The 23,777-nt window shown below is 68.6% G+C and carries 27 protein-coding genes; 15 read left to right on the top strand and 12 right to left on the bottom strand.

The window, feature by feature from the left end:
- Positions 1–103: 103 nt before the first annotated feature.
- Positions 104–571 (top strand): Lrp/AsnC family transcriptional regulator, encoded by a 468-nt coding sequence (locus ED92_RS28080; protein ID WP_037343615.1) that lies wholly within the window; start codon positions 104–106, stop codon positions 569–571.
- Here ED92_RS28080 and ED92_RS28075 read toward each other — a convergent pair.
- The 4 genes from ED92_RS28075 to ED92_RS28060 all read right to left on the bottom strand — a co-directional run bounded on the left by ED92_RS28075 (position 568) and on the right by ED92_RS28060 (position 3,909).
- Positions 568–1,125: a sugar O-acetyltransferase gene (locus ED92_RS28075; RefSeq protein ID WP_037343613.1), complete on the bottom strand. Its 558-nt coding sequence runs from the start codon at positions 1,123–1,125 to the stop codon at positions 568–570. The two genes, ED92_RS28080 and ED92_RS28075, sit on opposite strands and share 4 nt — an antisense overlap.
- A gap of 208 nt (positions 1,126–1,333) precedes the next feature.
- The gene (locus ED92_RS28070; protein ID WP_037343612.1) at positions 1,334–2,401 is read right to left on the bottom strand and encodes a DUF1996 domain-containing protein; all 1,068 of its coding nucleotides are present in this window, start codon (positions 2,399–2,401) and stop codon (positions 1,334–1,336) included.
- Positions 2,402–2,605: 204 nt separating this feature from the next.
- Positions 2,606–3,361, bottom strand: a complete 756-nt coding sequence (locus tag ED92_RS28065) for an anti-sigma factor (RefSeq protein ID WP_037343611.1) — start codon at positions 3,359–3,361, stop codon at positions 2,606–2,608.
- Positions 3,358–3,909, bottom strand: coding sequence for a sigma-70 family RNA polymerase sigma factor (locus ED92_RS28060; protein ID WP_034317190.1), 552 nt, complete (start codon positions 3,907–3,909; stop codon positions 3,358–3,360). Before ED92_RS28060 ends, ED92_RS28065 begins: the two co-directional genes overlap by 4 nt.
- A gap of 270 nt (positions 3,910–4,179) precedes the next feature.
- Here ED92_RS28060 and ED92_RS28055 point away from each other — a divergent pair, with 270 nt between their 5' ends.
- From ED92_RS28055 to ED92_RS28035, 5 genes are read left to right on the top strand one after another with little or no spacing between them, the layout of a single operon-like run.
- Positions 4,180–4,740, top strand: coding sequence for a hypothetical protein (locus tag ED92_RS28055; protein WP_037343610.1), 561 nt, complete (start codon positions 4,180–4,182; stop codon positions 4,738–4,740).
- Positions 4,724–5,491 (top strand): DUF4142 domain-containing protein, encoded by a 768-nt coding sequence (locus ED92_RS28050; RefSeq protein WP_037343608.1) that lies wholly within the window; start codon positions 4,724–4,726, stop codon positions 5,489–5,491. Before ED92_RS28055 ends, ED92_RS28050 begins: the two co-directional genes overlap by 17 nt.
- Complete coding sequence (locus tag ED92_RS28045) at positions 5,484–6,089, top strand: ferric reductase-like transmembrane domain-containing protein (protein WP_037343607.1); 606 nt, start codon at positions 5,484–5,486, stop codon at positions 6,087–6,089. The genes ED92_RS28050 and ED92_RS28045 overlap by 8 nt, the downstream gene beginning before the upstream one ends.
- A 19-nt stretch (positions 6,090–6,108) precedes the next feature.
- Positions 6,109–6,345 (top strand): ferredoxin, encoded by a 237-nt coding sequence (locus tag ED92_RS28040; protein WP_007033644.1) that lies wholly within the window; start codon positions 6,109–6,111, stop codon positions 6,343–6,345.
- Positions 6,338–7,657 carry an NAD(P)/FAD-dependent oxidoreductase gene (locus ED92_RS28035; RefSeq protein ID WP_037343606.1) on the top strand — a complete coding sequence of 440 codons (1,320 nt, stop codon included), beginning with the start codon at positions 6,338–6,340 and terminating at the stop codon, positions 7,655–7,657. The genes ED92_RS28040 and ED92_RS28035 overlap by 8 nt, the downstream gene beginning before the upstream one ends.
- Before the next feature lie 299 nt (positions 7,658–7,956).
- Here the strand turns inward: ED92_RS28035 and ED92_RS28030 are convergent, their stop codons facing one another.
- Entirely contained in the window at positions 7,957–8,406 is a 450-nt protein-coding gene (locus ED92_RS28030; RefSeq protein WP_037343605.1) for a helix-turn-helix domain-containing protein, read from the bottom strand.
- Between the two features lie 67 nt (positions 8,407–8,473).
- Here ED92_RS28030 and ED92_RS28025 point away from each other — a divergent pair, with 67 nt between their 5' ends.
- Positions 8,474–9,616: an MFS transporter gene (locus ED92_RS28025; protein ID WP_037343604.1), complete on the top strand. Its 1,143-nt coding sequence runs from the start codon at positions 8,474–8,476 to the stop codon at positions 9,614–9,616.
- Here ED92_RS28025 and ED92_RS28020 read toward each other — a convergent pair.
- The 4 genes from ED92_RS28020 to ED92_RS28005 are packed head-to-tail and all read right to left on the bottom strand — an operon-like array spanning position 9,600 to position 13,236.
- The gene (locus ED92_RS28020; RefSeq protein WP_037343602.1) at positions 9,600–10,751 is read right to left on the bottom strand and encodes an acetyl-CoA C-acetyltransferase; all 1,152 of its coding nucleotides are present in this window, start codon (positions 10,749–10,751) and stop codon (positions 9,600–9,602) included. The genes ED92_RS28025 and ED92_RS28020 overlap by 17 nt on opposite strands.
- Positions 10,744–11,346, bottom strand: coding sequence for a TetR/AcrR family transcriptional regulator (locus ED92_RS28015; RefSeq protein WP_016332873.1), 603 nt, complete (start codon positions 11,344–11,346; stop codon positions 10,744–10,746). The genes ED92_RS28020 and ED92_RS28015 overlap by 8 nt, the downstream gene beginning before the upstream one ends.
- 7 nt (positions 11,347–11,353) lie before the next feature.
- Positions 11,354–12,121, bottom strand: coding sequence for an SDR family oxidoreductase (locus ED92_RS28010; RefSeq protein ID WP_037343601.1), 768 nt, complete (start codon positions 12,119–12,121; stop codon positions 11,354–11,356).
- A complete protein-coding gene (locus ED92_RS28005) occupies positions 12,118–13,236 on the bottom strand; it encodes an acyl-CoA dehydrogenase family protein (RefSeq protein WP_037343600.1) in 1,119 nt (372 codons plus the stop codon). The genes ED92_RS28010 and ED92_RS28005 overlap by 4 nt, the downstream gene beginning before the upstream one ends.
- 72 nt (positions 13,237–13,308) lie before the next feature.
- On the opposite strand from ED92_RS28005, the gene ED92_RS28000 reads away from it, so the two are divergent.
- From ED92_RS28000 to ED92_RS27980, 5 genes are read left to right on the top strand one after another with little or no spacing between them, the layout of a single operon-like run.
- Positions 13,309–14,799, top strand: a complete 1,491-nt coding sequence (locus ED92_RS28000; RefSeq protein ID WP_037343598.1) for a FadD3 family acyl-CoA ligase — start codon at positions 13,309–13,311, stop codon at positions 14,797–14,799.
- Positions 14,796–15,629 (top strand): enoyl-CoA hydratase, encoded by an 834-nt coding sequence (locus ED92_RS27995; protein WP_037343597.1) that lies wholly within the window; start codon positions 14,796–14,798, stop codon positions 15,627–15,629. Before ED92_RS28000 ends, ED92_RS27995 begins: the two co-directional genes overlap by 4 nt.
- Positions 15,629–16,762, top strand: a complete 1,134-nt coding sequence (locus tag ED92_RS27990; RefSeq protein WP_037343595.1) for an acyl-CoA dehydrogenase family protein — start codon at positions 15,629–15,631, stop codon at positions 16,760–16,762. Before ED92_RS27995 ends, ED92_RS27990 begins: the two co-directional genes overlap by 1 nt.
- Positions 16,759–17,688 (top strand): acyl-CoA dehydrogenase family protein, encoded by a 930-nt coding sequence (locus tag ED92_RS27985; protein ID WP_037343594.1) that lies wholly within the window; start codon positions 16,759–16,761, stop codon positions 17,686–17,688. Before ED92_RS27990 ends, ED92_RS27985 begins: the two co-directional genes overlap by 4 nt.
- On the top strand, positions 17,685–18,668 hold the full coding sequence (locus ED92_RS27980; protein ID WP_037343592.1) for an acyl-CoA dehydrogenase family protein: 984 nt from the start codon (positions 17,685–17,687) through the stop codon (positions 18,666–18,668). Before ED92_RS27985 ends, ED92_RS27980 begins: the two co-directional genes overlap by 4 nt.
- Here the strand turns inward: ED92_RS27980 and ED92_RS27975 are convergent.
- Positions 18,643–19,560 carry an RNA polymerase subunit sigma-70 gene (locus tag ED92_RS27975; RefSeq protein ID WP_037343591.1) on the bottom strand — a complete coding sequence of 306 codons (918 nt, stop codon included), beginning with the start codon at positions 19,558–19,560 and terminating at the stop codon, positions 18,643–18,645. The two genes, ED92_RS27980 and ED92_RS27975, sit on opposite strands and share 26 nt — an antisense overlap.
- A gap of 63 nt (positions 19,561–19,623) precedes the next feature.
- Here ED92_RS27975 and ED92_RS27970 point away from each other — a divergent pair, with 63 nt between their 5' ends.
- Positions 19,624–19,992: a nuclear transport factor 2 family protein gene (locus ED92_RS27970; RefSeq protein ID WP_037343589.1), complete on the top strand. Its 369-nt coding sequence runs from the start codon at positions 19,624–19,626 to the stop codon at positions 19,990–19,992.
- 3 nt (positions 19,993–19,995) lie between these two features.
- On the opposite strand, the gene ED92_RS42090 is transcribed toward ED92_RS27970, so the two are convergent.
- On the bottom strand, positions 19,996–20,943 hold the full coding sequence (locus ED92_RS42090; RefSeq protein WP_235213377.1) for an endonuclease domain-containing protein: 948 nt from the start codon (positions 20,941–20,943) through the stop codon (positions 19,996–19,998).
- Positions 20,944–21,161: 218 nt separating this feature from the next.
- Between ED92_RS42090 and ED92_RS27960 the strand changes: the two genes are divergently transcribed.
- Together ED92_RS27960 and ED92_RS27955 are read left to right on the top strand one after the other, a co-directional pair.
- The gene (locus ED92_RS27960; protein ID WP_037343585.1) at positions 21,162–22,208 is read left to right on the top strand and encodes an acyl-CoA desaturase; all 1,047 of its coding nucleotides are present in this window, start codon (positions 21,162–21,164) and stop codon (positions 22,206–22,208) included.
- A gap of 31 nt (positions 22,209–22,239) precedes the next feature.
- Entirely contained in the window at positions 22,240–22,590 is a 351-nt protein-coding gene (locus ED92_RS27955) for a hypothetical protein (RefSeq protein WP_037343583.1), read from the top strand.
- Here ED92_RS27955 and ED92_RS27950 read toward each other — a convergent pair.
- Entirely contained in the window at positions 22,578–23,711 is a 1,134-nt protein-coding gene (locus tag ED92_RS27950) for a S8 family peptidase (RefSeq protein ID WP_037343581.1), read from the bottom strand. The genes ED92_RS27955 and ED92_RS27950 overlap by 13 nt on opposite strands.
- Positions 23,712–23,777 lie beyond the last annotated feature (66 nt).

The following is a 23,777-nucleotide window of genomic DNA, read 5'->3' as shown; positions in this document are numbered from 1 at the left end:
TCAGCTGGTCTCCTGCTCACTTCGACGGATGAACAAGGCCAAGCTAGGAGGACGTACGAGTACAGTCCACCGTGTTCGTACTTAATACGGCGAGAGGGCCGCGATGGCGCAGTTGGACGAACTTGATAAGGCGATCCTGGCGCAACTGCAGTCGGACGCACGGAAGACCAACCGTGAGGTCGCCGCCGCGGTGGGCGTTTCGCCGACGACGGCGCTGGACCGCACGCGCGGGCTGCGGGAACGCGGCGTGATCCGCGGCGCGCTGCTGGACGTGGACCTGCCCTCGATCGGCCGCGGGGTGCAGGCGCTCATCGCGGTGCGGGTGCGCCCGCCCTCGCGGCGGAACATCGAGGGCTTCCGGAACTGGGTCAACGCGCTGCCCGACCTCGTCGGGCTCTACGTGACCACCGGGACCGAGGACTTCATCCTGCATGTCGCGGTGCCCGACAACGACGCCCTCTACGCCTTCGTGATCGACAAGCTGACCGAACGTCCCGAGGTGGCCGACGTGCGCACCTCGATGGTGTTCGAGCACAGCCGGCGCACCAAGATCACGCCGGTCGACCGTTAGAGCTCCCGGATGACGCGGGCCGGGTTGCCCGCGGCGAACACCTTCGACGGCAGGTCACGCGTGACGACACTGCCCGCGCCCACCACCACGTCGTCCCCGATGGTGACCCCGGCGCAGACGATGACCCCGCCGCCGAACCAGACGTTGTTCCCGATGGTGATCGGTGCGGCCGATTCCCAGCGCTGCCGCCGCAGTTCGTGGTCTTCGATGGGGTGCAGCGCGGTCAGCAGCTGGCAGCGCGGCCCGATCGAGCAGTCCGAGCCGATCTTGATCGGCGCGCAGTCGAGCAGGATGGCGTCGTAGTTGAGGAAACTGTTGGCGCCGATCTCGATCAGGTAGCCGTAGTCGCACTGGAACCGCGGCATGATCCAGGAACCCTCGCCGAGCTTTCCCAGCAGCTCACGCAGAATCGTGTCCCGCTCACCGGTCTCCTCGGCGCCGGTGCCGTTGAACCGGTCGACGAGTGCCTGCGCGCGCCTGCGATCCGCGACCAGTTCGGGGTCGTTGTCCCGGTACAGCTCGCCGCGCAGCATGCGGTCCTTCTGTTCACCCATGCGGCCAACCTACCGAAAAAGCCCTGCCGGCGAGCTTCCCTCGGGAAGCCGCCGGCAGAGCGGGGTGCATGCTTGCGGAGCGTTCTTCAGTTGTGTCGATCGGTTTCCGGGTAGGGCCGGCCCGGCGGGTGGGTGAGGTGTAGGGGGGACCCGCCGGGCCGGAGTTTCTTCCTTTCTCTTCGCAGGTTCCTGCTTCCGCTTCAGGGCGTCATTCGCGGCACTTGCGGCCTTCGTTGACGCAGTCGACGAGGCGGTCCATGACCCGGCCCGGCATCACGTTCGCGAAATCGTCGTGGTCGGAGAACGGGTTGTGATCCTCCTCGGGGAACGAGTCCACTTTGTACTGTCCGTCGACCTGGATCTGCCGCGGGATCTCGTAGGTCAGCGAGATGGTGAGTTCCGGGACGGCGGTCAGGCCGTCGGCACATTCGCCGTTCTCGTCCGGGTACTTGATGTGGTCCCGATGGTTTTCGCTGTCGATGTTGTTCCCGTCCAGACAGCTCGGGAAGGTGTGCACCCGTTTGACGTCGCTGCCCTCGGGACAGATCGGGTACTGCTTGACGAGCCTGTTCTCGAAGCCGGTGCACGTCCAGCTCTCCCGCGCGTTGGCGGGGCCGTTCGTGGTGACTTTCGCGTCACCGTAAAGGATCCGGAGGAACTTCGGCATCTCCTTCACCTTCTCGCGGGCGTTGCCCTTGAAGGTGATGTCGACGACCACGGGACGCTGGATCTCACCGTCGTTGCCGGCGAGTTCGTTGTCCGCGTTCGGTTCTTCGAGCCGAGCTTGCTCCTGCTCGTCGTTCCGGTTCCGCTGCTTCCCGGCTTCCTCCCCGGTGTCGATCCGCACCACCGGCCAGAAATACGCCGATTCGTCGCCGTTCGCGCAGGTGGTACCGGCGCCCAGCAGACTGTAGTTGTCCGAATCCGCGTTCGTGGACAGGTTTCCGACGTAATCGTGCAGATGCTGGGCGCCGTTGCGGATACCCGGCTGCGCGATGAAGTTGTCGGGATTGAAATGCCCGTTCTCGTTCCTGCCGCAGTCGACGGTGAACGAACCCGTGGACGCGTTCCGGCCCGGCCGCGGCTCGTCGACGTTCGGCCGCACCTTCGTGATGTCCACGAACTGCGACTTGTCCACCTCGTCCGCGGAGGCGCGCTCGGGGTCACCGGCCGTGGTGGACACCACCAGCCCGCCGACCGCGATCGACAGGCCCAGCAACGCGGTCGCGATCTTGGTCCTGCGGGCGATACGATGGCGCCCTTGATTTCGTGCCATTGGCTGCTCACCTCATTCGTTTCCGGGCACGCCGATCACTCGCGCCCGGTCATGAGCCACGCATTCGTCGAACACGGGAAATAGCCGCATTCGCGGCGAACCCTTCTGTTCGCCCGCCGATTCAGATCCGGCTATCTGGAGATACGGCTCCCGTGTGGATCCGGTTCAAAACGCGATCCGGCCGTTATCTTTCCGTTATATGACTTACCGGCGCACGACGGCCAGCACGGTGCCGTCCCGCTTGTGCACCTCGAACCGTTCGATGTCGGCCTTCTGCAACGCCGTCGCACCGGTGATGACGAGGGGATCCGGGGAACCCGGCACGCCGTACCCCTTGGACGGCACGCTCCAGTTGTTGACGACGTACGCCTCTCCGCCGTGGGAGTAGGCGAAAAGCTGGCACGTCATCGGCCCGATGAGGCCGCGCAGTTCGAGCTCGACCGCGCTGCCCCACTCCTTCTCCTGCACCGTGACCTCGGCCGCGACGGCGTTGCCCGCCTCGGACCAGCCGAACGGGGCGGCGCCGCCGTCCGGGCCCGTCTCGCGTTCCCGTGACGACAACGGGGACGGCACCACCGACGTCACGACGGAAGGCGCGGCCTGCGTGACGACCGGCTCACGATCGGTGAGCGAAAGAACCGTGAGCGGTCCGCCGACGACGAGTACGAGCACGGCGGCCGCCGTCGCCAGCCGGATGACCTTGCGCCGTCGGCCCGCCTTGGCGGCGTCCGCGAGCAGCATCCGCAGCACCCGGGGGCCCGGGCCCTTCACGGGCGGATCCGGCCAGCTCTTCTTGACCATGTCCAAAATGTCGGGCAGGTGGTACATCTCCACCAGCTCGACCTGGCATTCGGGGCACTCCAGCAGATGCGCCTCGAACCTGGCGTGATCCTCCTCGCCGAGGACGCCCAGCACGTAGGCGGCGATATCCGTGTGGACGGTTCCGGACACCTCGCTCACCCCCGCTCCTGCAGCGCCCTGCGCAGCGCGCGCACAGCGTGGTGGATCCGCGATTTCACCGTACCCGGCGGGACCCCGAGCGTCGCCGCGACCTCGTTCACGGTGCGGTCACGCAGGTAGGTCTGCTGGACGGCTTCACGTTGTTCCGGGGAAAGATTGCGCAGGGCCTCGTAAACGATCATGGCCGCGAGCGTCTTCTCCGATTCGTCCGGCACTCCGATCGAATCCGACTCCAGTTCCTCCACCTCTTGAGGGCGGGCGCTCCGGCTCCGCCAGCCGTCGATGACGATGCGCCTGGCCACGGTGAACAGCCACGCGCGCAGCATTTCCGGCTGCCGGTCGAGTTTGCCGGCGTTGCGCCACGCCTTGATGAGCGTCTCCTGGACCACGTCCTCGGCCCACTGGCGATCGTGGCCGGTCAGCTTCAGCACGAACGCCATCAGGCTCGAGCCGAACTCCTGGTACAACGCCCTGATGAGGTCGTCATGCCCGTTCGACGCGGGTTCATGATCGACAATTGGCTGCAGTATCCGAGAGTGGCGTCCCACGCGGCACATCTTTGTGGGATCAGGGGCGATAAGTCCAGTACCAAAACCGTTCCGGCCGGTTCATCGCACGGGGGAAAGTTTTTTGAACCGTTCCCTCCCCGTGACCGTATCCCCTACCGAAGACCCCCGACCCGGCGCTGTCCCCCGCATCGCCGAATCCACTGTGGATCATGACTGTCCCTCTTGAATGTCCACAGTGGAATTGAACCTGCCTGCACACCATCTCCCCGCGGTGATGGCGTTCTCCTCTGCCCCGACAGGAGGATTTCCGTGAACCCCGTGTCACGCTCGGTCATACCTCTGCCCCTCGTCCTGGCCGCGGTCGCGCTGACCGCCGCCTGCACCACCGGGACCGCGGGACCGAACGGCTCTCCCGGCGCGGCCTCGACCGCGGGAACAGCACAGATCCCGGGAATGCCCGACCCCGCGGCCGAACCCGCCCCCGGTGTCACGGCGGCGATCCTGTTCGACCTCGGGCCGATCGTCACCGACACCAACGGCTACACGCTCTACCGCTACGACAAGGACACGGTGAATCCGCCCAAATCGAATTGCGCCGAAACCTGCGCGCGGACCTGGATTCCCGCCAAGGCAGGCCCCGACCTCGTGGTGACCGGGATCGATCGCGCCCTGGTCGGCACCGTGACCAGGGACGACGGCACCGAGCAGGTCACGCTCGCGGGCTGGCCGCTCTACCGCAACGCCAAGGACGCGATGCCCGGCAACACCGGCGGGCAGGGCGTCGACGACGCGTGGTTCCCCGCCAAGCCGGACGGGACGAAGGTGCTGCTCACCGCCGAGACCTGGCAGGCCGATGACCTCGGCATCTGATCTCCCCAGACCCGTCCGCCCGCTGCTCGTCCTGCTGATCGCGGCCGCGGTGAGCCTTTTCGGCCCAGTCGGCGACGCGCACGCCCAAGAACTCTCCGCGGCGGACAAGAACCTGATCGTCAACGTCAAACTGGCCGGGCTGTGGGAAATGCCCGCCGGGATGTGGGCGCAGGAACGCGGGAAGAGCAAGCGCACCCGCGAAGTCGGCCGGACGTTGATGATCGACCACGGCAGGCTCGACACCGCGACGCACGCCATCGCCGACCGGTTCGGCATCGCGCTGCCTGCCGAGCCGTCGGATCAGCAGTCCGCCTGGCTCGGCGAGATGAAGGCCGCCCGCGACGACACCGAGTTCGACCGGATCTTCGCCAACCGGCTCCGGTACGCGCACGGCGTGCTGTTCCCCATCATCGCGCAGGTCAGGGCCGGTACCCGCAACGACGTCGTCCGCGATTACGCCACCACGGCCAACCAGGCGGTGCTGCGGCATATGACGCTGCTGGAGAGCACCGGTGTCGTCGACCAGTCGCTGATGCCGGAAGCGCCGGTGCCGCAGTCGAATTCGGCCAACGCCGCGATGGACGTCGGTTTCGGCGACTTCGCGCTCGGCCTCCTGCTCGCGGTGGCGCTCGGCGGCGGGCTGTTCCTCGCCTTGCGGGCCCTGCGCGCCAAGAACACCCGGACCCGCAACCGCGCGGCCGTCCCCGAACCGGATCCGGTTCCCAGCGCCCCAGGAGAGATCAATGTATGACCAGTGGTCCGAGGTGGTGATCGTGCTGACCCAGAAATCGGACACCGACCCCGGCATCAAGGGCATGGCGCAGACCTCCGCCCGGATCTCGTACGGCTTCATGTGCCTCACCCTGTGCTGGGGCGTGTTCACCGCGACCGGCTGGATCAAGTCGCTGACCGGGCGGAAGGCACTGCGCAACTCGCATATGGTGCTCGGCATCCTGACGCTGTCGTTCGGTGTCGTGCACGCGATGTCGTTCCTGTTCCTGCCCGACGGTTTCACCCTGGCGCAGATCTCGATCCCGCTCCTGCCCGGCACCTTGGCGCGGCACGAACTCGGCGTCGTCGGGCTCGAGGTCATGATCGCCGTCGCGCTGACCGGCGGGATCAGCCGGTTCAGTTCCTATCGGCGCTTCCTGTGGATCCACCGCCTCGCCTATCCGGCGGTCGGGATCACCGCGCTGCATTCGTTCTTCGGCGCCATGGCCAACGGACATCTCGGCCTGCTGTGGTTCGGCGGGATCACCCTGCTGGTCCCCGTGGTGCTGCTGACCGCGCTGCGGTTCACGCCGACCCGGTACCTGGAACGCCTGGGCCTGGTCGAAGAGCTGGTCTGAAGACTTGGAGAGACGAAAGATGATCTTCGGAAGCATACGGCGTGGCACCCGCGTCAGCGTCGACAACGAGCGGTGCGAGATCTTCGGCTTCTGCGAGATGGAGGCGCCGTCGACGTTCAAGATCGGGCCGGACGGCAAGCTCCGCATCCGCCGGATGGTCGACCGGGACGGGCTGGACCAGGCCATCTCCGCCGCGCGGCTCTGCCCGAAACAAGCCATCAGAGTCAAGGGAGAAGGAGCGTACGACGATGAGTGACGGAGATCGGATCGTCATCGTCGGCGCGGGCGTCGCCGGGCTCCGCTCCGCGGAACGGTTGCGGGAGCTCGGTTTCGACGGCGAGATCGTGCTGGTCGGCGACGAGCCGCGCAAGCCGTACCACCGGCCGATGGTGTCGAAGGAGCTCATCACCGGCGGGGTGAAACCGGTGGCCGCGAGCCTGGAGCCCTATGTCGACCTGGACGTCCACTGGCGGCTCGGCACCCGCGCGACCTGGCTGGACAGCAAGGAGCGCACGGTGCACCTGCCGGGCGGGGAATCCCTGTGGTACGACGGGTTGATCATCGCGACCGGCGTGTATCCCCGCCATCTCCCCGGCTCGCCGCGTCACGACCCCCGGGTCCGGGTGCTGCGCACCGTGGAGGATTCACTGGCCGTCCGGCGGGCTTTGGGCAACAGCAACAAATCCGTCGTGGTGATCGGCAGCGGCCTGATCGGGAACGAGTTCGCCGCGTCGATGCGGTACATGGGCCGGGACGTCACGCTCATCGGCCACGCGAAGGCGCCCTTGCACCGCTTCGGGGAGCGGATCGCGTCGGCGCTCACCAAGGAGCATCAGCACCATCGCGCGAAGCTGGCGATGAACACCGAGGTGCGGAACTGGATCAGCACCAAGGAGACGGTGGGCCTGCACCTGACCAACAACCAGTTCCTGGTGGCCAGCTGCGTGGTGCTTTCGATCGGCAGCGTGCCGGCCGTGGACTGGTTGCGCGGCTCGGAGCTGACCATCGACGACGGCGTGCTGTGCGAAGCGACCCTGTTCGCCACCGGGGCGGAGGACGTCGTGGTCGCCGGTGACGTCGCGAAATGGCCGAACCTGCGGATCGACGAGACCCCGCGGCGGGTGGAGCATTGGATGAACGGTGTCGAATCCGGGCGCGCGGCGGCGGAAAGCCTGATGCTGGGCCGCGGCAACGCGCGGCCGTACACGCCGCTCCCCCGTGCCTGGTCGTCCCTCTACGACGCGCGGCTGCAGACCGTCGGGATGCCGTCGCTGGGCAAGGACACGATCGAACTTTCCGACGGGGTCACCGGTTTCGTCCGCGACGGCAGGTTGATCGGCGCGGCGGGCTGGGACCGGCCGAAGGCGATGATCCACTGGACCGCCGAACTCGACCGGCGGCTGCCGGTGCCCGAGCCGGTGTTCCCCGCGCCCGCTCCTTCGACGGCGGACACGCCGATCGGGGAGGACATCCTCGCCCCGTTCGAGCGGGACTTCCTGTCCGAGACCCCGACCGAGGCCGTTCCGGCGCCGGAAAGGATGCCCTGGGCTCGCGTTCCCGCCGGGTGACCCGGGAGCGCGAACGGACCGGGGCCGCGCGCGGCGGCCGCGGTCCCCTCAGGTGGCGGTGGGCAGCTGGGCCTCCGCACCCACCGCCACCCCCTGGGGACGCCGGGAGGTACCGGACCGACGGTGATTCGGGCTCCGTCGGGTACCGCCCTCCGGGCTCCCCGTATCCGGTCGGGGCCCTTCCAGGCTTGACTCACCTGGGAGGGCCCCGATCTACGGCGGCCGAAGGGGACTTTCCCTCATTACACGCGGCGAACGGCGCTTTCCCCGCATGGCATGCGGGGAAAGTCCCCTTCAGCTCACGAGGACGGCTTCAGGACCACGGTGTCGTCCGGCCCGACCACACGCCCATCCGCGGCCCGGATCTCCAGGCCTCGCAACGGAAGCCCGCCCTCGCGGTCCACCAGTTCCGACCGCGCCTCCCCGTCGGCGAAGAAATGCGCCTCGCCCCATTGCCGCAGCGCGACGATCACCGGGAACAGGTCCCGTCCCTTCGGCGTCAGGACGTACTCGCCGTACGTGCTCCCGTCCGAAGCCGGGACCACTTCGAGCACCCCGTGCCCGACGAGCGCCCGTAGCCGCGCGGACAGGATGTTCTTCGCGACGCCCAGGCTGCGCTGGAACTCCCCGAAGCGGCGCACACCGTCGAAGGCGTCGCGCACGATCAGGAGCGACCACCAGTCGCCGATCGTGTCGACCGAGCGCGCCACCGGGCAGGAGGCTTCGTCGAACGTCGTCCGCTTGACCATGGTTGCATCTTACAACCGCAGTGCCCTACCGTCAGGTGGTAGCAAGTTGAAACCATCTGGAGGATCAGTGCATCGCGGTGTCGTCCTGTTGTTCGCCGTGGCCGCTGGGACGGCCGTCGCCACGATCTACTTCGCCCAGCCGTTGCTCGTCACCATGGGCGCCGAGCTCGGCATCGCCTCCTCGACCGTCGGCGGCATCGTCACGCTCACCCAGCTCGGGTACGGCCTCGGCCTGTTCCTGCTGGTCCCGCTCGGCGACCTGCTCGACCGGCGGCGGCTCGTCGCCGGTCTGCTGACGCTGCTGGCGATCGCCGAACTGGTCGCCGCGACCGCCGTGAACGGTTTGACGCTGTTCGCCGGGATGGCGGCGATCGGCGTGCTCGCGGTGGTCACGCAGCTCCTGGTCGCGTTCGCGGCGTCGCTGGCCGTGCCCGCCGAACGCGGACGCGTGGTCGGTCTCGTGACGACCGGCGTCGTCCTCGGGATCCTGCTCGCGCGCACGGTGTCCGGCACGCTGGCCGACCTCGCCGGCTGGCGCGCGGTGTACGTCGTGTCCGCCGCGGTGACGGTGGTGATCGCGATCGTGCTGTATCGCATCCTTCCCGCCACGGCTCCGGGAAAGACCATGAACTACGGGCGGTTGCTGCGGTCCACGTTGTCCCTCTTCGCCGAGGAGCCCGTCTTCCGGACACGCGGAACGCTCGCGCTGCTGATCTTCGCCGCGTTCGGCACGTTGTGGAGCTCGGTCGCCTTGCCGCTCAGCGAAGACGGCCTGTCGCACACCGCCATCGGCGCGTTCGGGCTGGCCGGGGCCGCGGGCGCGCTGGCGGCGGCCCCCGCGGGACGGCTCGCCGATCGCGGCCGGGCGCGGTGGACGACCGGGCTCGCGCTCGGCCTGCTTCTGCTTTCCTGGCTACCGCTGGGTTTCACCCGCACGTCACTGTGGGCGCTGGTGGTCGGCGCGATCCTGCTCGATCTCGCCGTCCAGGCCGTGCACGTCACGAGCCAGACCCTGATCTACCCGCTCCGGCCGGACGCCGGAAGCAGGCTGATCGGCGGGTACATGATCTTCTACTCCGTCGGCAGCGGCCTGGGCGCCATCGGCTCGACCGCCGTCTACGCCGTCGCCGGCTGGACGGGCGTCTGCCTGCTCGGCGCGGCCTTCAGCGCTCTCGCGCTCGTAGTGTGGGGTGTCAGAAACGTTCGATGATGGTGACGTTCGCCGTGCCGCCGCCCTCGCACATCGTCTGCAACCCGTAGCGGCCGCCCCGCCGTTCGAGTTCGTGCAGCAGGGTCGCGAACAGTTTCGTCCCGGTCGCCCCGATGGGATGGCCGAGCGCGATCCCGCCGCCGTTGACGTTGACGCGGCCCGGATCGGCGCCCGTCTCCTCGATCCACGCCAGGACGACACTCGCGAACGCCTCGTTGACCTCGAACAGGTCGATGTCGTCGATGCCCAGCCCGGTCTTCCGCAGCGCGTGCGCGGTCGCCGGGATGGGCCCGGTCAGCATCCAGACCGGATCGGCCGCCCGCACGGAAAGGTGGTGGATCCTGGCGCGCGGGGTGAGCCCGTGCTCCTCGACGAACTTCTCCGACGCGATGAGGGCCGCGCTGGCGCCGTCCGAGATCTGACTGGCCACGGCCGCGGTGATCCGCGAACCCTCGCTCAGCGGTTTGAGCCCGGCCATCCGTTCCAAGCTGGTGTCGCGCCTGGGCCCCTCGTCCAGGGCGGCACCGGCGAACGGGGCGATCTCGGCGGCGAAGCGGCCTTCGTCGATGGCGGCGATCGCGCGCCGATGGCTGCGGAAGGCGAACTCCTCCATCGCCTCACGGGTGAGATCCCAGTGCTCGGCGATCATGTCGGCACTGCGGAACTGCGAGACCTCGACGCTGCCGTACCGCTCCTGCCAGCCCTTCGAGCCGGAGAACGGGTCTTCGAAGCCGTACTCGCGCCCGGCCAGCATCGCCGCGCTGATCGGGATGGCGCTCATGTTCTGCACGCCGCCGGCGAGGACGAGGTCCATCGTCCCGGACAGCACGGCCTGCGCGGCGAAGTGCACGGCCTGCTGGCTCGAACCGCACTGCCGGTCGATCGTCACACCCGGCACGTGGTGCCCGAAACCCGCGGCGAGCCAGGCCGTGCGCGCGATGTTCCCGGACTGCGGCCCCAGCGTGTCGCAACAGCCGAGGATGACGTCGTCGACCAGGTCGGCCTCGACCCCCGTTCGCTCGACGACGGCCTGGATGACGTGGGCGCCGAGGTCGGCGGGATGGACACCGCTGAGCGCTCCCCCGCGTTTGCCGACCGGGGTCCGGACCGCGTCCAGGACATACGCTTCAGCCACGCCGCCTCCTCTTCGTCGCGATGCCGTCCAGCAGGATCCCGAGGTACTGCTGCGCGACGTCGTCCGCGCTCAGCGTGCCGCCGGGGTTGTACCAGCGCACCGCCACCCAGACGGTGTCGCGGATGAACCGGTAGGTCAGTTCGACGTCGAGGTCCTCGCGGAACACGCCGGCCGCGATGCCGTCGGTGAGGATCCCGTTCCACAGTTTGCGGAATTCGGTGTTGCGGTCGTTGAGGTAGCCGAACCGCGGCAACTGCATGAGATGCTTCGCCTCGGATTGGTAGATCGCCACCTCGGCCGGCCGCCGGTGAATGGATTCGAACGACGCCACGACGACGGCTTCGAGGGTTTCCCGCGGGCCTTTCCCTTCCGCGACGATCTCGGCGTAGGCACCGAAGAGTTCGTCGAGGAATCCGGTGAGGATCTCGTCGGCCATCGACTCCTTCGAGTCGAAATGGTGGTAGAGGCTGCCCGAAAGGATGCCCGCCGCGTCCGCGATGTCCCGCACGGTGGTGGAGACGTACCCGCGCTCGGCGAACAGCTTCGCCGCCAGGGCGAGCAGTTCGGCGCGGCGGGACCCTGGGCTGGCTTTCATCGCTACCTCACGCATGCTGGGAACTCACGGACACGACCTCGCCGGTGAGGTACGAGGAGTACTCACTGGCGAGGAACACCATCACATTCGCCACTTCCCAGGGTTCCGCCGCCCTCCCCGAGACCTCGCGCGCGGTGAGTTCGGTGAGCAGTTCGTCGCTGGTCACCTTGGCCAGGAACGGATGCATCGCCAGGCTCGGCGCGACCGCGTTGACCCGGATGCCGTGTTCGGCGACGTCGACGGCCGAACACCGGGTGAGCGCCATGACACCCGCCTTCGCGGCCGCGTAATGGGCCTGCCCGGCCTGCGCGCGCCAGCCGATCACCGACGCGTTGTTGACGATCACCCCGCCGTCACCTTGGGCGATGAACCGCTTCACCGCGGCCCTGGTCGCGCGGAACGTGCCGTTGAGGGTCACGTCGATGACTCGCGCCCATTCGTCGTCCGTCATGTCCACAATGGACTTGGTGCCGCCGAGACCGGCGTTGTTGATGAGCACGTCGATCCGGCCGTAATGCGCGGCGGCGCCGTCGATGAGCGCCTGTACCTGATCTTCCTGTGTGACGTCGCAAGGGATCGCGTGGACGTCACCGAGTTCGGCGGCCTTCTCGCCCAGCCGCCGCTCGTGCCAGTCGCTGATCACGACGCGGGCGCCCTCTTCCATCGCGCGTTTCGCCACCGCGGAACCGATCCCGGTGCCGGCCGCCGCCGTCACCACGACCACCTTGTCCCGCAGGAGATTCGCCCCCTCGGGGTACTTCGGCACCGGGATCACGGACGTACCTCCCTTGGCAGGCCGAGCACCCGCTCGGCGATGACGTTGCGCTGGATCTCGTTGGAGCCGCCGTAGATCGTGTCGGCGCGGGTGAAGAGGAAGAGCCGTTGCCAGGCGTCGAGCCCGTCTTCCGCGACCATTCCCCGCGCGCCGCGGACGAGCATCGCGAGCTCCCCGAGGTCGCGATGCCAGTTCGCCCAGACCAGTTTGGACACTTCCGCCACACCCGGCGACGAGTCGCCCAGGGTGCGGATCGCCTGCGCCCGCATGACCTCCAGGCCCACCCAGGCGCGGTCGATCCGTTCGGCGATCGCCGGGTCGTCCGGTGCGATCCTGGTGAGTTCTTCGAGTTCCCGGCGGAAGCCGACCTGCTGCCCGAGCGTCGCGACGCCACGCTCGAAGGCGAGGGTGCCCATCGCCACACGCCAGCCGTCGCCGGGTTCGCCGACCACGAGGTCTTTCGCCGTGCGGGCGCCGTCGAAGAAGACCTCGTTGAATTCGGAGGTCCCGGTGAGCTGCTGGATCGGCCGGACCTCGACGCCGGGCTGGTTCATCGGCACGAGCAAATAGGACAGTCCTTTGTGGCGTTTCGAGCCGGGCTCGGTGCGAGCGAGCACGAAACACCAGTCGGCGACGTGCGCTAGCGACGTCCACACCTTCTGGCCGTTCAGCACCCACTCGTCGCCTTCGAGGGTCGCCGTGGTGGCCACGGCGGCGAGATCGGAACCCGCGCCGGGTTCGGAATACCCTTGGCACCACAGTTCTTCGACGGCCACGATCGGCGGGAGGAACCGCTTCTGCTGTTCCGGGGTGCCGAACGCGATCAAGGTTGGGCCGATGAGCTCTTGCGCGAGATGACTGACCCTCGCCGGGGCGTTCGCTCGCGCGTACTCCTCGTGGAAGACGACCTGCTGGTCGAGCGTCGCGCCCTGTCCGCCGTGCTCGACCGGCCAGCCGACGCAGGTCCAGCCCGCCGCCGCGAGCCGCCGCTCCCACGCCACGCGTTCGTCGAAGGCCTCGTGCTCCCGCCCAGGACCGCCCAAACCGCGCAGTTCCGGCGGCAGGTTCTCCGCCAGCCAGGTGCGCACACGGTCACGGAAACCGTCCTGAGCCACGCCTGCCTCCTCTAGCCAAACCAGAGCCTGCTGCGTAGGCTACCCTACCAAGCACTTGCTAGGGAGACTTCGATGACTGAAGGAACCATCCCGGCGGCGCTCGACAGGGCCGCGGAGCGCTTCGCCGGCCGGGAAGCGCTGGTCGACGGCGAAGTCCGGCTCACCTATGCCGAACTCGCCCGCCGGGTGCGGCAGGCCGCGCGGTTCTTCGAGGGCCACGAACGGGTCGCGATCTGCTCCCCCAACACCTGGCATTGGGTCGTCGCCGGGCTCGGCGCGCTGTACGCCGGCGCCACACTGATCCCGGTCAACACCCGCTTCACCGCGCGCGAAACCGTCGACATCCTCGAACGCGCGAAGGTTTCCGCGCTGGCGATCACCGGCACGTTCCTCGGCACGGACCGGCTGGCGGACCTCGGTTCCGCCCGCCCCGGCACCGTGGTGCGCATCCCCGTCGAAGGCCCCGAGGAGCCCGTCGACGGCGTCACGGAATGGGACGCACTCTCCGGTCTCGACAGCGATTTCGTCAGTCCCGCACAACCCGGCGACGTCAGCGACATCCTGTTCACCTCCGGGACCACCGGCCGCAGCAAAGGCGCGATGAGCAGCCACCGGCAGGCACTGAGCGTCGCCGAAGCCTGGGCCGAGTGCGGCGGGCTGACCGAAGAAGACCGGTACCTCGTGATCAACCCGTTCTTCCACAGCTTCGGGTACAAGGCGGGCATCCTCGCCGCCGTGCTGCGGGGCGCGACCCTGGTGCCGCAGCGCACCTTCGACGTCCGCGAGACCCTGCGGCTCATCGAATCCGAGCGGATCACCGTGCTGCCCGGCGCGCCCACGATCTACCAGGTGCTCCTGGAGGCGCCCGAACGTGGGAACCACGACCTCTCCAGCCTCCGGCTCGCGGTCACCGGTGCCGCGACCGTGCCGGTCACGCTGGTCGAGCGGATGCGGACGGACCTGGACATCGACACGGTGCTCACCGCGTACGGCCTCACCGAAGCGGTGGTGGCCACGATGTCCCGCCCCGAGGACGACGTCGAACTGGTGGCGAACTTCTCCGGCCGCGCGACGGCCGGCTTCGAGGTGAAACTCGGCGAGCACGACGAAGTCCTGCTGCGCGGGCCCAACGTGATGCTCGGCTATCTCGACGATCCGGACGCCACCGCGAAGGCCGTCGACGCCGACGGCTGGCTGCACACCGGCGACGTCGGCGTACTGAACGGACGCGGGTATCTGAAGATCGTCGACCGGATCAAGGACATGTACGTCTGCGGCGGCTTCAACGTCTACCCGGCCGAGGTCGAGCAGGTGCTGAGCCGCCTGGCCGGCGTCGCCGAAGCCGCCGTCGTCGGTGTGCCGGACGAACGGCTCGGCGAGGTCGGCAAGGCGTTCATCCGGCTCAGCCCGGAGGCTTCACTGTCCAAAGAGGACGTATTGACCCATTGCGAAGGCCGGTTGGCCAACTACAAGACTCCTCGATTTGTCGACTTCGTGGCGGAGCTTCCGCGAAACCTGTCGGGGAAGGTCCTGAAACGCGTGTTGCGGGAGGAGAACGGATGACCGTCGAGTACGAGCGGCGCGGGCCGGTGGCCGTCGTCACGATGAACCGGCCGGAGTACCGGAACGCGCAGAACTCGGCGATGACCTACGCGCTCGACGCCGCGTTCACCCGCGCCGTCGACGATCCCGAGGTCAAGGTGATCGTGCTGGCCGGGGCGGGCAAGCATTTCTCCGCCGGGCACGACATCGGGACACCGGAACGCGACGTGGACGTCTCGTTCGAGCGCAAGGCGGTGCTGTGGTGGGACCACGTCGGCGCCGAGGGCGGTGATCAGCGATTCGCCCGCGAGTCCGAGGTCTACCTCGGCATGTGCCGCCGGTGGCGTGAGATCCCGAAACCGACCATCGCGAGCGTGCAGGGCGCGTGCATCGCGGGGGCGCTGATGCTGGCGTGGGTGTGCGACATGATCGTCGCCTCCGAAGACGCGTTCTTCGCCGATCCCGTGGTGCGGATGGGAATTCCCGGCGTCGAGTACTTCGCACATCCCTGGGTCCTCGGTCCTCGCGCGGCCAAGGAGGTGCTGTTCACCGGTGAGCGCTTCACGGCGCAGCAGGCCAAGGAATGGGGCATGCTGAACCGCGTCGTCCCCCGCGCCGACCTGGAAACCGAGACGATGGCGCTGGCGGAGAAGATCGCGGTGATGCCGCGGATGGGGCTCGCGCTCGCCAAGAAGGCCGTCAACCAGGCCGAGGATCTGATGGGTCTCCGGTCCGGAATGGACTCCGTGTTCGGGCTGCACCACTTCGCGCACGCGCACAACGCCGAGGTCTCCGGCGGCGACTCGCTGGGCGGGCAGGACGCGCGCTCGATGCGGGACGCGAGTTCGTGATGAACCTCGATCTGGACGAGCGGACACTCGCCTTCCGCGACGAAGCACGTGCCTGGCTCGCCGCGAACGTTCCCGCCGAGCCGCTGAAGTCGTTCGACACCGCCGAAGGATTCGCTCAGCACCGCGAGTGGGAAGCCCGACTGGCGGACGCCCGCTGGTCGGTCGTCTCGTGGCCGCGTGAGTTCGGCGGCCGGGACGCGAGCCTCCTGGAGTGGGTGCTGTTCGAGGAGGAGTACTACGCGGCCGGAGCGCCGCTGCGGGTCAACCAGAACGGCATCTTCATGCTCGCGCCCACGCTGTTCTCCCATGGCACGGAAGAACAGCGGGCCAGGATCCTGCCGAAGATGGCGCGTTCGGCGGAGGTCTGGGCGCAGGCGTGGTCGGAACCCGAGGCAGGCAGCGACATCGCCGCACTCCGGAGCACCGCGACCCGCTGCGACGGCGGCTGGCGGGTCAGCGGGCAGAAGACGTGGAGCTCGCGGGCGACGTTCGCCGATCGCGCGTTCGGCCTGTTCCGCAGCGACCCGGAGTCGGTGCGGCACAAGGGACTCACCTATCTGATGGTGGATCTGCGGGCCGAAGGGGTCACCGTGCGGCCGATCCCCCAGCTGGACGGTGAACCGGGGTTCGCCGAGATCTTCTTCGACGACGTCTTCGTCCCCGACGAGGACGTGATCGGAACGCCGGGCGAGGGCTGGCGGGTCGCGATGACCACGGCGAACAACGAACGCGGCCTGTCGTTGCGCAGCCCCGGCCGGTTCCTCGCCGCGGCCGACCGGCTGGTCTCGCTCTGGCAGGAGGCGGGGCGTCCCGCGCACACCGCGGACCGGGTCGCCGACGCGTGGATCGGCGCGCGGGCCTACCAGCTGTACACCCTGGGCACGGTCACCCGGCTCGCCGACGGCGCCGAGCTCGGGCCGGAATCGAGTGTCAACAAGCTGTTCTGGTCGCATCTCGACGTCGCGCTCCACGAGACCGCGCTCGACATCCTCGGCCCGGACGCCGAACTGCGGGGCGCCTGGAGCGATGGCTGGCTGTTCTCCCTGGCGGGACCGATCTACGGCGGGACCGACCAGATCCAGCGGTCCATCGTCGCCGAACGGTTGCTCGGCCTGCCGAAGGGGGCTCGATGAGATTCGCACTCTCCGGCGAGCAGGAGCAGTTCTCCCGCAGCCTGAACGATCTTCTGTCCGGTGTGGACACAGACTCGGCCAACCGCGCCTGGGCGGCGAGTGATCCGGGCCCCGGGCTCAAGATCTGGCGGCGTTTGGCGGAACTCGGCGTGACCGCGCTGGCAGTGCCCGAGAAGTACGACGGGCTCGGCGCCACACCGGTGGATCTGGCCGTCGGCTTCGAATGGCTCGGTTACCACTGCGCTCCCGGGCCGTGGACCGACACCGTGGCCGTGCTTCCGTCCTTATTGGACGATGAGCTGCTGACGTCGGTCGCGTCCGGCGAGACGCTGGCTTCGGTCGCGTACGCGCCACACGTGCCGTACGCCTTGGATGCCGACGTCGCGGACGCTCGCCTGGCGGTCGAGAACGGCAGACTGCGCGCGTTCACCCCCGGAACGCCTTTGTCCTCTGTGGACAGTTCACGGCGGCTGTTCCCACCGGTGAACGGCGACGATCTCGGCACGGCGCTCGACGCGGATCGCGCGTTCGAACTGGGTTGCCTCGCCACCGCCGCGCAACTCCTCGGCGCGGGACGGTGGCTGCTCGACACGTCAGTCGCCTATGCCGCGCAACGCAAGCAGTACGGCCGCGAGATCGGCGGTTACCAGGCGGTCAAACATCTGCTCGCCGATGTGGCGACCGCGCTCACGCTGGCCGAGCCGCTGCTGTTCGGCGCGGCCGTCACGCTGGACCGGCGCGATGTCTCCGCGGCCAAGGTGGCGTGTGGCGATGCCGCGCATCTCGCCGCCCGGACGGGGCTGCAGGTGCACGGCGCGATCGGCTACACCGCGGAGCACGCGCTCGGCCTGCGCCTGACCAGGGTCCGCGCGCTGGTCGGTGCCTGGGGTACGCCGCGATTCCACCGGGAGCGGGTGCTGTCATGACGTTCACCGCCGAACAGGACGCGCTGCGGGACAGCGTCCGGAAGCTGCTGGACCGGGAAGCGGATCCCTGGCCGGAGCTGTGCGAACAGATCGGCGTGGCGGCGCTGGCCGTGCCCGAGCGGTTCGGCGGACTCGGCGCGGGGACGGCGGAACTGCAGGTGGTCGCCGAAGAACTGGGCCGGGTGCTCGCCGACGTCCCGTTCCTCGGCTCGGCAGTGCTCGCCGTGCACGCCGTGCTGGCCACGGGCAACGACGAGGCTTGCGAGCGTCTGCTCCCCCGCCTCGCCGAAGGCACCGTCGGCGCGGTGGCGTGGACCGACGCCGATGGCCGTTGGGACACGCCTGCCTGCCGTGTCGTCGACTCCGCCGTGGAGGGTGAGGCGCACTATGTCCTCCACGGCGACGAGGCCGAGATCCTCCTGGTCGTGGCCGACGGCTCGCTGTACGAGGTCTCCGATGCCCGCCGTGTGCGGACTCCGGCGATGGACGAAACCCGGCGGCTGGCTCGCGTGGTTTTCGAGAACGCTCCTGCCCGGCTGCTCGGCCCCGTCGACCTCGGCGCCTTGCGTGACGTCGCGTGTGCCGTCCTGGCCGCCGAACAGGCCGGAGCCGCTGCACGGGCGTTCGAGCTGACGGTGGAGTACAGCAAGCAGCGGCACCAGTTCGGCAGGCCGATCGGCGGTTTCCAGGCGTTGAAGCACCGGATGGCGGACCTCCACGTGCTGGTGGAGACCGCGCGTTCGGCGGCTTACGCGGCTCCGGAGTCGAGCAGGCTGGCGGCGGTGGCGAAGGTGCATTGTTCGGAGGCGCTGGCGACGGTGGCGGGCGAGATGATCCAGCTGCACGGCGGGATCGCGATCACCTGGGAGCATCCGGCGCATCGGTATTTCAAACGGGCGCATGGCGCGGCGCGGCTGTTCGGCTCGCCTGGGGAGCATCTCGGGCGGGTGCGGCCTACTTCTGATCCAGGAACCGGGTGATCGCGCGGATCCGATCCCCGTCGAGCGTGAGGACCATCAGTCCGGCCGGTGTCTCGCCGTGGCGGCAGCGGAAGGCGGGCTGGTTGTTCGCCCGCGTCGGCGTCATGGCGAAACGCTCGACGGGAACGGCCATGGTGACGCGGAGGAAACCCGCGATCGCTTCGAGACCGTGGTACTCGTGCGGCGCCGGCGGCATGGCGAGCCAGGCGTCGTCGGTGAGCAGGCCGAGGACGCCGTCGAGGTCGCCCGCGGTGAAGGCGTCGGCGAAGCGCCTGGTCAGCTCGCGTTCCTGAGGTGACGGCCGGTGCCCGGCGCTTTCGCGATGTTTGTCGAGCGAGGCGCGGGCGCGCTGAAGGATGCCTTTGACCGCCGTCTCGGTGGTGCCGAGCATGCTCGCGACCTCGCCCGCGGGGAAGCACAGGACGTCGCGCAGGACGAGCGTGGCGGCTTGTCTCGGTGGGAGGAGCTGGAGACCGGTGATGAAGGCGAGCTCGATCGACTCCCTGGTGCCGTAGCGCGCTTCGGGACCGGGGTCGCTGTCGGCGACGCGCTCGAGGAGCTCGTCCGGGTACGGCTGCAACCAGGTCATCTCGCCACGTCGGCTCGGTTCCGGCGGGTCGAACGGCGGCACCGGCTCCGGTGGGCGACGGCGGCCCGCGTCCCGCAGGGCGTTGAGGCAGCGGTTGGTGGCGATGCGGTACAGCCAGGTGCGGAGCGACGAGCGCCCCTCGAAGCCGTCGAGACCCCGCCATGCTGCCAAGAGCGTCTCCTGGACGGCGTCCTCTGCGTCGGTGAGGGAGCCGAGGATCCGGTAACAGTGCAGGTGGAGCTCGTGCCGATACGTCTCGGCGAGCTCGCGAAACGACTGCTCGTCCGTTGCCCTGGTGCTCACAGACCGTTCCTTTCGCGGCGTGGGTGGTGTCTGACCGGGTGAAGACCGACGAAAGGAACCATCATGACCAGTCCCGCCTTGGCTGTCGCGCTCTCCTACCACCGCGCGTGGACCGGCAAGGACTTCGAGAAGGCGATGACGTACGTCGCCGACGACATCGTCTGCCACACACCCGGTGGACCGCTCTCCGGCGCGGAGGCGTTCCGCGGGTTCATGGGCCCGTTCACCGAGATCCTGACCGGGTCGACCCTCCTTTCGGCGTTCGGGGACGAGACGACGGCGTTGCTGATGTACGACACCGCGACCCTGCCGGTGGCGAGCGCCCCGGGGGCCGAGCTGCTGACGGTGCGGGAGGGACGGATCGTGGAGTTGCGGATCGTTTTCGACCGGGCTCCCTTCGATGCGGCTCGGGCGGCTGCTGCCGGGGCTTAGCAGCTAAGCGGCCAGGACATGCGGACGAGGGCGGGCTTGCGCGGTGCGGCACGCAGCCCGCAGCTCGGCGACCACCTTGTCGGGTTCGGTGCGCAGCCGGGACGGCAGCGTTTGAAGCACGACGATTCCCGCGGCGACGTAGCGGGCGTTGCGGGCGACGGTGGCACGGTGGTCGTCGAGGCTCGTGTGGTGCAGGAAAGAGTCGATCTCCCAGGCCAAGGCGATTTCGTCGCACCAGAAATCCGGGGTGGCGATGTAGCCGCCCTGGGCGTCGTGGATCGGGACGTTCCACCGGCCCGGCGGGAGACCGGATCTTCGCCAGAGACGCCACGCGTCGGCTTCCGCGACCGATCTCGCTCCCGCCAACAGTGGGGCAAGCGCTCGTCTCGGCATCGCGGTTCCCGCGGTACGACCTCGGTCGAGCTCGTCGGCGAGCATCTCCGGGGTGCAGAAGCGGCGCTGGACGGCTTCGGCCATCACCGCCTGGGCCTCATCCACGTTGGTGAGCCGTCGCACGGTGTCGGCGACGGCACGGGGAACGGGGGCCATCGGCAGACCTGCTTTCAGATGAGGTCGTGGCAGGCGATTGGTGCGCTCCACACGGACGAAGCCGACGTCGGCCACGTCACGGCTCGCGGGAATGAGGACATGCACGACGTCCTTCCCGGGAAGCCGGTCCAAACCATGGCAACGAAGCGCGTACGTTCCGGTGAGCACCGCACCCGCACGGCCGTGGAGCAGCGCGGCACGACCACGATGCTCGTCGGAGGGCTCTCCATTGTTGGTCAGCACGATTCCGGGCAGCAGCGACTGCCATGGCCCGCCCGCGCCGCATCGCCGGGAGATGGTCCGTCGCGGGACACCGATCTCTTCGAGGTCGGCCGCGCGGACCACCTCCGGGTGGCCCGGAGCGGTGAGCAGGGGGTGAGTCGCCCAAGTTCCTCTTCGCACCCGGCCACCATCCGCCAGACCACCGACAAGATCAGCCTCCAAGCTGCACGAGAGGTCCGGTCACGCCCAAAAGATCTCGTTCATGAAGGATTTGGGACATTGAGTGTCCCAAATCCTTCATGAACGGGCCGCTCACCAAGAAGGTAGGGCCAACCCCCGCACCAACCCACCGGCGCACCGCATTCACCCGACCCCCGCCCCGAACCAGACTCACAGCGGTGACCGCAAACCTCCGCACAGGCAGCGATTTCGCCCGCCTTTCCCGCCGCATCAGCGAAGCGGGCCTCCTCGACCGCCGTCCCGGCTACTACGTCTTCCGCATCGGCCTGGTCGCCACCCTCTTCGCCGGCGGCTGGATCGCCTTCTTCGCGATCGGGGATTCCTGGTGGCAGCTGGGGATCGCCGTGTTCCAGGCGGTGATGTTCGGCCAGATCGCCTTGCTGTCGCACGATCTCGCGCACCGCCAGGTGTTCCGGACCCGCCGCCCGAGCGAGATCGCCGGCCGGATCGCGGGCAATCTCGGTGTCGGCATGAGTTACGGCTGGTGGATGGACAAGCACACCCGCCACCACGCGAACCCGAACCACGAGGACCTCGATCCCGACGTCGACCCGGACATCCTCGTCTGGTCGAAGGAGCAGGCGCGGGCCAGCAAGGGACTTCCGCGGTTCATCGGCCGCTACCAGGCGTTCCTGTTCTTCCCGTTGCTCACCCTCGAAGGCCTGAACCTGCACTTCTCCGGGATCCGCGCGGTGTGGAAGCCGGGTCTGCGACGACGCGGGCTCGAAGCGGCCTTGCTGCTGACGCATTTCGCGCTCTACTTCAGCGCGCTGCTCGTGGTCCTCTCGCCCGGCAAGGCGCTCGTCTTCTTCATCGTCCACAAAGCACTGTGGGGTGTCTACATGGGATCGATCTTCGCGCCGAACCACAAGGGGATGCCGATCCTGTCCGGCGACACCGAACTCGACTTCCTGCGCAAGCAGGTGCTCACCTCACGCAACGTCCGCGGCGGCCGCGTCGTCGATGTCGCGCTCGGCGGGCTCAACTACCAGATCGAGCACCACTTGTTCCCGAGTATGCCGTCGCCGCATCTTCGCCGCGCCCGGCCCATCGTCCAAGAATACTGCGCGGAAATCGGCGTCCCGTATCACGAGACGGGACTTCTCGAGTCGTACTCGCTCGCGTTGCGGAGCCTGCACGAAGCGGGTGAGCCGATCCGACTTTCGTCGGGTTCACCGGCTGAGACGCCCGCCGGACGCCGTTGACACTCCAGATACGGCTTCTTACGTTCAGTGCATGTCGCCCCCGAAGATCTTCCCCGGCGCCACCCTGCATCCAGAACCGTTCCCGCGGGCCCTGCGCGCGGCGATCACGGCCAGCGGGCTCCCGCTCGACCGCATCCGCCATCGCCTCGAACTCCGCGGCGTCTCCATCAGTGTGCCGACGCTGAGCCATTGGCAGTCCGGCAGACGGAGACCGGAACGCCCGGAATCGCTCCGGGCGCTCGCCGAACTCGAACAACTGTTGTCGTTGCCGCCGTTGGCCTTGCGTTCCTTGCTCGGCCCGCCCCGGCCCCGCGGACGAAAGAGCTCGGTCCCGGCACAGCGCCGGGACCGAGCCACCCCCGAGGAAACCTATCCGACGTAGAGCGTGCGGTTCGGGCTGCCGCTACCGGGGTTGGTGACCTTCCCCGGAGTCGAAGCGCTGATCAGCGCCTGAGCGACCTGCGCCGCGGTGGCACCGGTGTGCGTCGAGAGGTACAGCGCCGCGGCACCCGCCACGTGCGGCGCGGCGAACGAGGTGCCGTTACCGGTGTAGGTCGCGGTGTCGTTGTCCTTCCAGGCCGAGGTGATCGAGACGCCCGGCGCGAACAGGTCGACCACGGAACCGTAGTTGGAGAAGGAAGCGCGGCGGTCGGTGCGGTCCGCCGCGGCGACCGTGAGGGCCTCGGTGACCCGCGCGGGCGAGGTGTTCGCGGCGTTCACGTTGGAATTGCCGGCGGCGATCGTCCAGGTGACCCCCGACTTGATGGAGTTCCGCACCGCGGTGTCCAGCGCGGTCGACGCGCCACCACCGAGGCTGGCGTTGGCCACGGCGGGCTTCTTGGCGTTCTTGGTGATCCAGTCGACGCCCGAGATCACCCCGGCGGTCGTGCCGCTTCCGTCGGAGCCGAGAACGCGCACCGGGTACAGCGAAGCACCCTTGGCGACACCGTATTTCGCCCCGGCGATCGTGGCCGCGACATGGGTGCCGTGACCGTAACCGTCGTCCGCGTTGGTGTCATTGTCGACGAAGTCGTAACCCTGCTTCACCCGCCCGCCGAAATCGGTGTGCGTGGCACGGATTCCGGTGTCGAGAACGTAGACGTTCACATTCGAAGCGGTAGTCGAGTAGTTGTACTTGCTGTCGAGCGGAAGATCGCGCTGATCGATGCGGTCGAGCCCCCACGACGGCGGATTCGTCTGCGTCGCCTCGGCGCGCAGCACCTTGTTCTGTTCCACGAAGGCGACCGCCGGGTCGGCCGCGAGCCGTTTGGCCTGCCGCTCCTTCAGCGCCACCGAGAAACCGCTGATCCCCTGCGTGTACTGCCGCCCGATGGCACCGCCGAACTTGCTTGCCAGCGAAGGCTTGTCGGCGGTCGAGCCGTCCTTGAGCACGACGATGTAGCTGTCGGCGACGGCGCCTTCCGCACCGGCGCCGACGATCGCGCCCTCGGCCGCCTGCGCCGGCGTCACGCCTGCCAAAACCGTGACGACGGCGGCGGCCAACCCGATTCCGGTCAGTCTGCGAGAATTCACGTTGCTGTCCCCATTCCTTGGTGAGCTTCCGCCGAA

The sequence above is a fragment of the Amycolatopsis sp. MJM2582 genome (assembly GCF_000754115.1).
Taxonomy (GTDB): domain Bacteria; phylum Actinomycetota; class Actinomycetes; order Mycobacteriales; family Pseudonocardiaceae; genus Amycolatopsis; species Amycolatopsis japonica.
Note: the sequence above shows the minus strand (reverse complement) of the source record. Positions and strands in the feature narration are given on the sequence as shown.

Excerpts from the sequence above, each read along its gene's own strand:
- ED92_RS28080 (WP_037343615.1), top strand. The coding sequence starts at position 104 with ATGGCGCAGTTGGACGAACTTGATAAGGCGATCCTGGCGCAACTGCAG.
- ED92_RS28075 (WP_037343613.1), bottom strand. The coding sequence starts at position 1,125 with ATGGGTGAACAGAAGGACCGCATGCTGCGCGGCGAGCTGTACCGGGAC.
- ED92_RS28070 (WP_037343612.1), bottom strand. The coding sequence starts at position 2,401 with ATGGCACGAAATCAAGGGCGCCATCGTATCGCCCGCAGGACCAAGATC.
- ED92_RS28050 (WP_037343608.1), top strand. The coding sequence starts at position 4,724 with ATGACCTCGGCATCTGATCTCCCCAGACCCGTCCGCCCGCTGCTCGTC.
- ED92_RS28045 (WP_037343607.1), top strand. The coding sequence starts at position 5,484 with ATGTATGACCAGTGGTCCGAGGTGGTGATCGTGCTGACCCAGAAATCG.
- ED92_RS28040 (WP_007033644.1), top strand. The coding sequence starts at position 6,109 with ATGATCTTCGGAAGCATACGGCGTGGCACCCGCGTCAGCGTCGACAAC.
- ED92_RS28035 (WP_037343606.1), top strand. The coding sequence starts at position 6,338 with ATGAGTGACGGAGATCGGATCGTCATCGTCGGCGCGGGCGTCGCCGGG.
- ED92_RS28030 (WP_037343605.1), bottom strand. The coding sequence starts at position 8,406 with ATGGTCAAGCGGACGACGTTCGACGAAGCCTCCTGCCCGGTGGCGCGC.
- ED92_RS28015 (WP_016332873.1), bottom strand. The coding sequence starts at position 11,346 with ATGAAAGCCAGCCCAGGGTCCCGCCGCGCCGAACTGCTCGCCCTGGCG.
- ED92_RS28000 (WP_037343598.1), top strand. The coding sequence starts at position 13,309 with ATGACTGAAGGAACCATCCCGGCGGCGCTCGACAGGGCCGCGGAGCGC.
- ED92_RS27995 (WP_037343597.1), top strand. The coding sequence starts at position 14,796 with ATGACCGTCGAGTACGAGCGGCGCGGGCCGGTGGCCGTCGTCACGATG.
- ED92_RS27990 (WP_037343595.1), top strand. The coding sequence starts at position 15,629 with ATGAACCTCGATCTGGACGAGCGGACACTCGCCTTCCGCGACGAAGCA.
- ED92_RS27985 (WP_037343594.1), top strand. The coding sequence starts at position 16,759 with ATGAGATTCGCACTCTCCGGCGAGCAGGAGCAGTTCTCCCGCAGCCTG.
- ED92_RS27980 (WP_037343592.1), top strand. The coding sequence starts at position 17,685 with ATGACGTTCACCGCCGAACAGGACGCGCTGCGGGACAGCGTCCGGAAG.
- ED92_RS27970 (WP_037343589.1), top strand. The coding sequence starts at position 19,624 with ATGACCAGTCCCGCCTTGGCTGTCGCGCTCTCCTACCACCGCGCGTGG.
- ED92_RS27955 (WP_037343583.1), top strand. The coding sequence starts at position 22,240 with ATGTCGCCCCCGAAGATCTTCCCCGGCGCCACCCTGCATCCAGAACCG.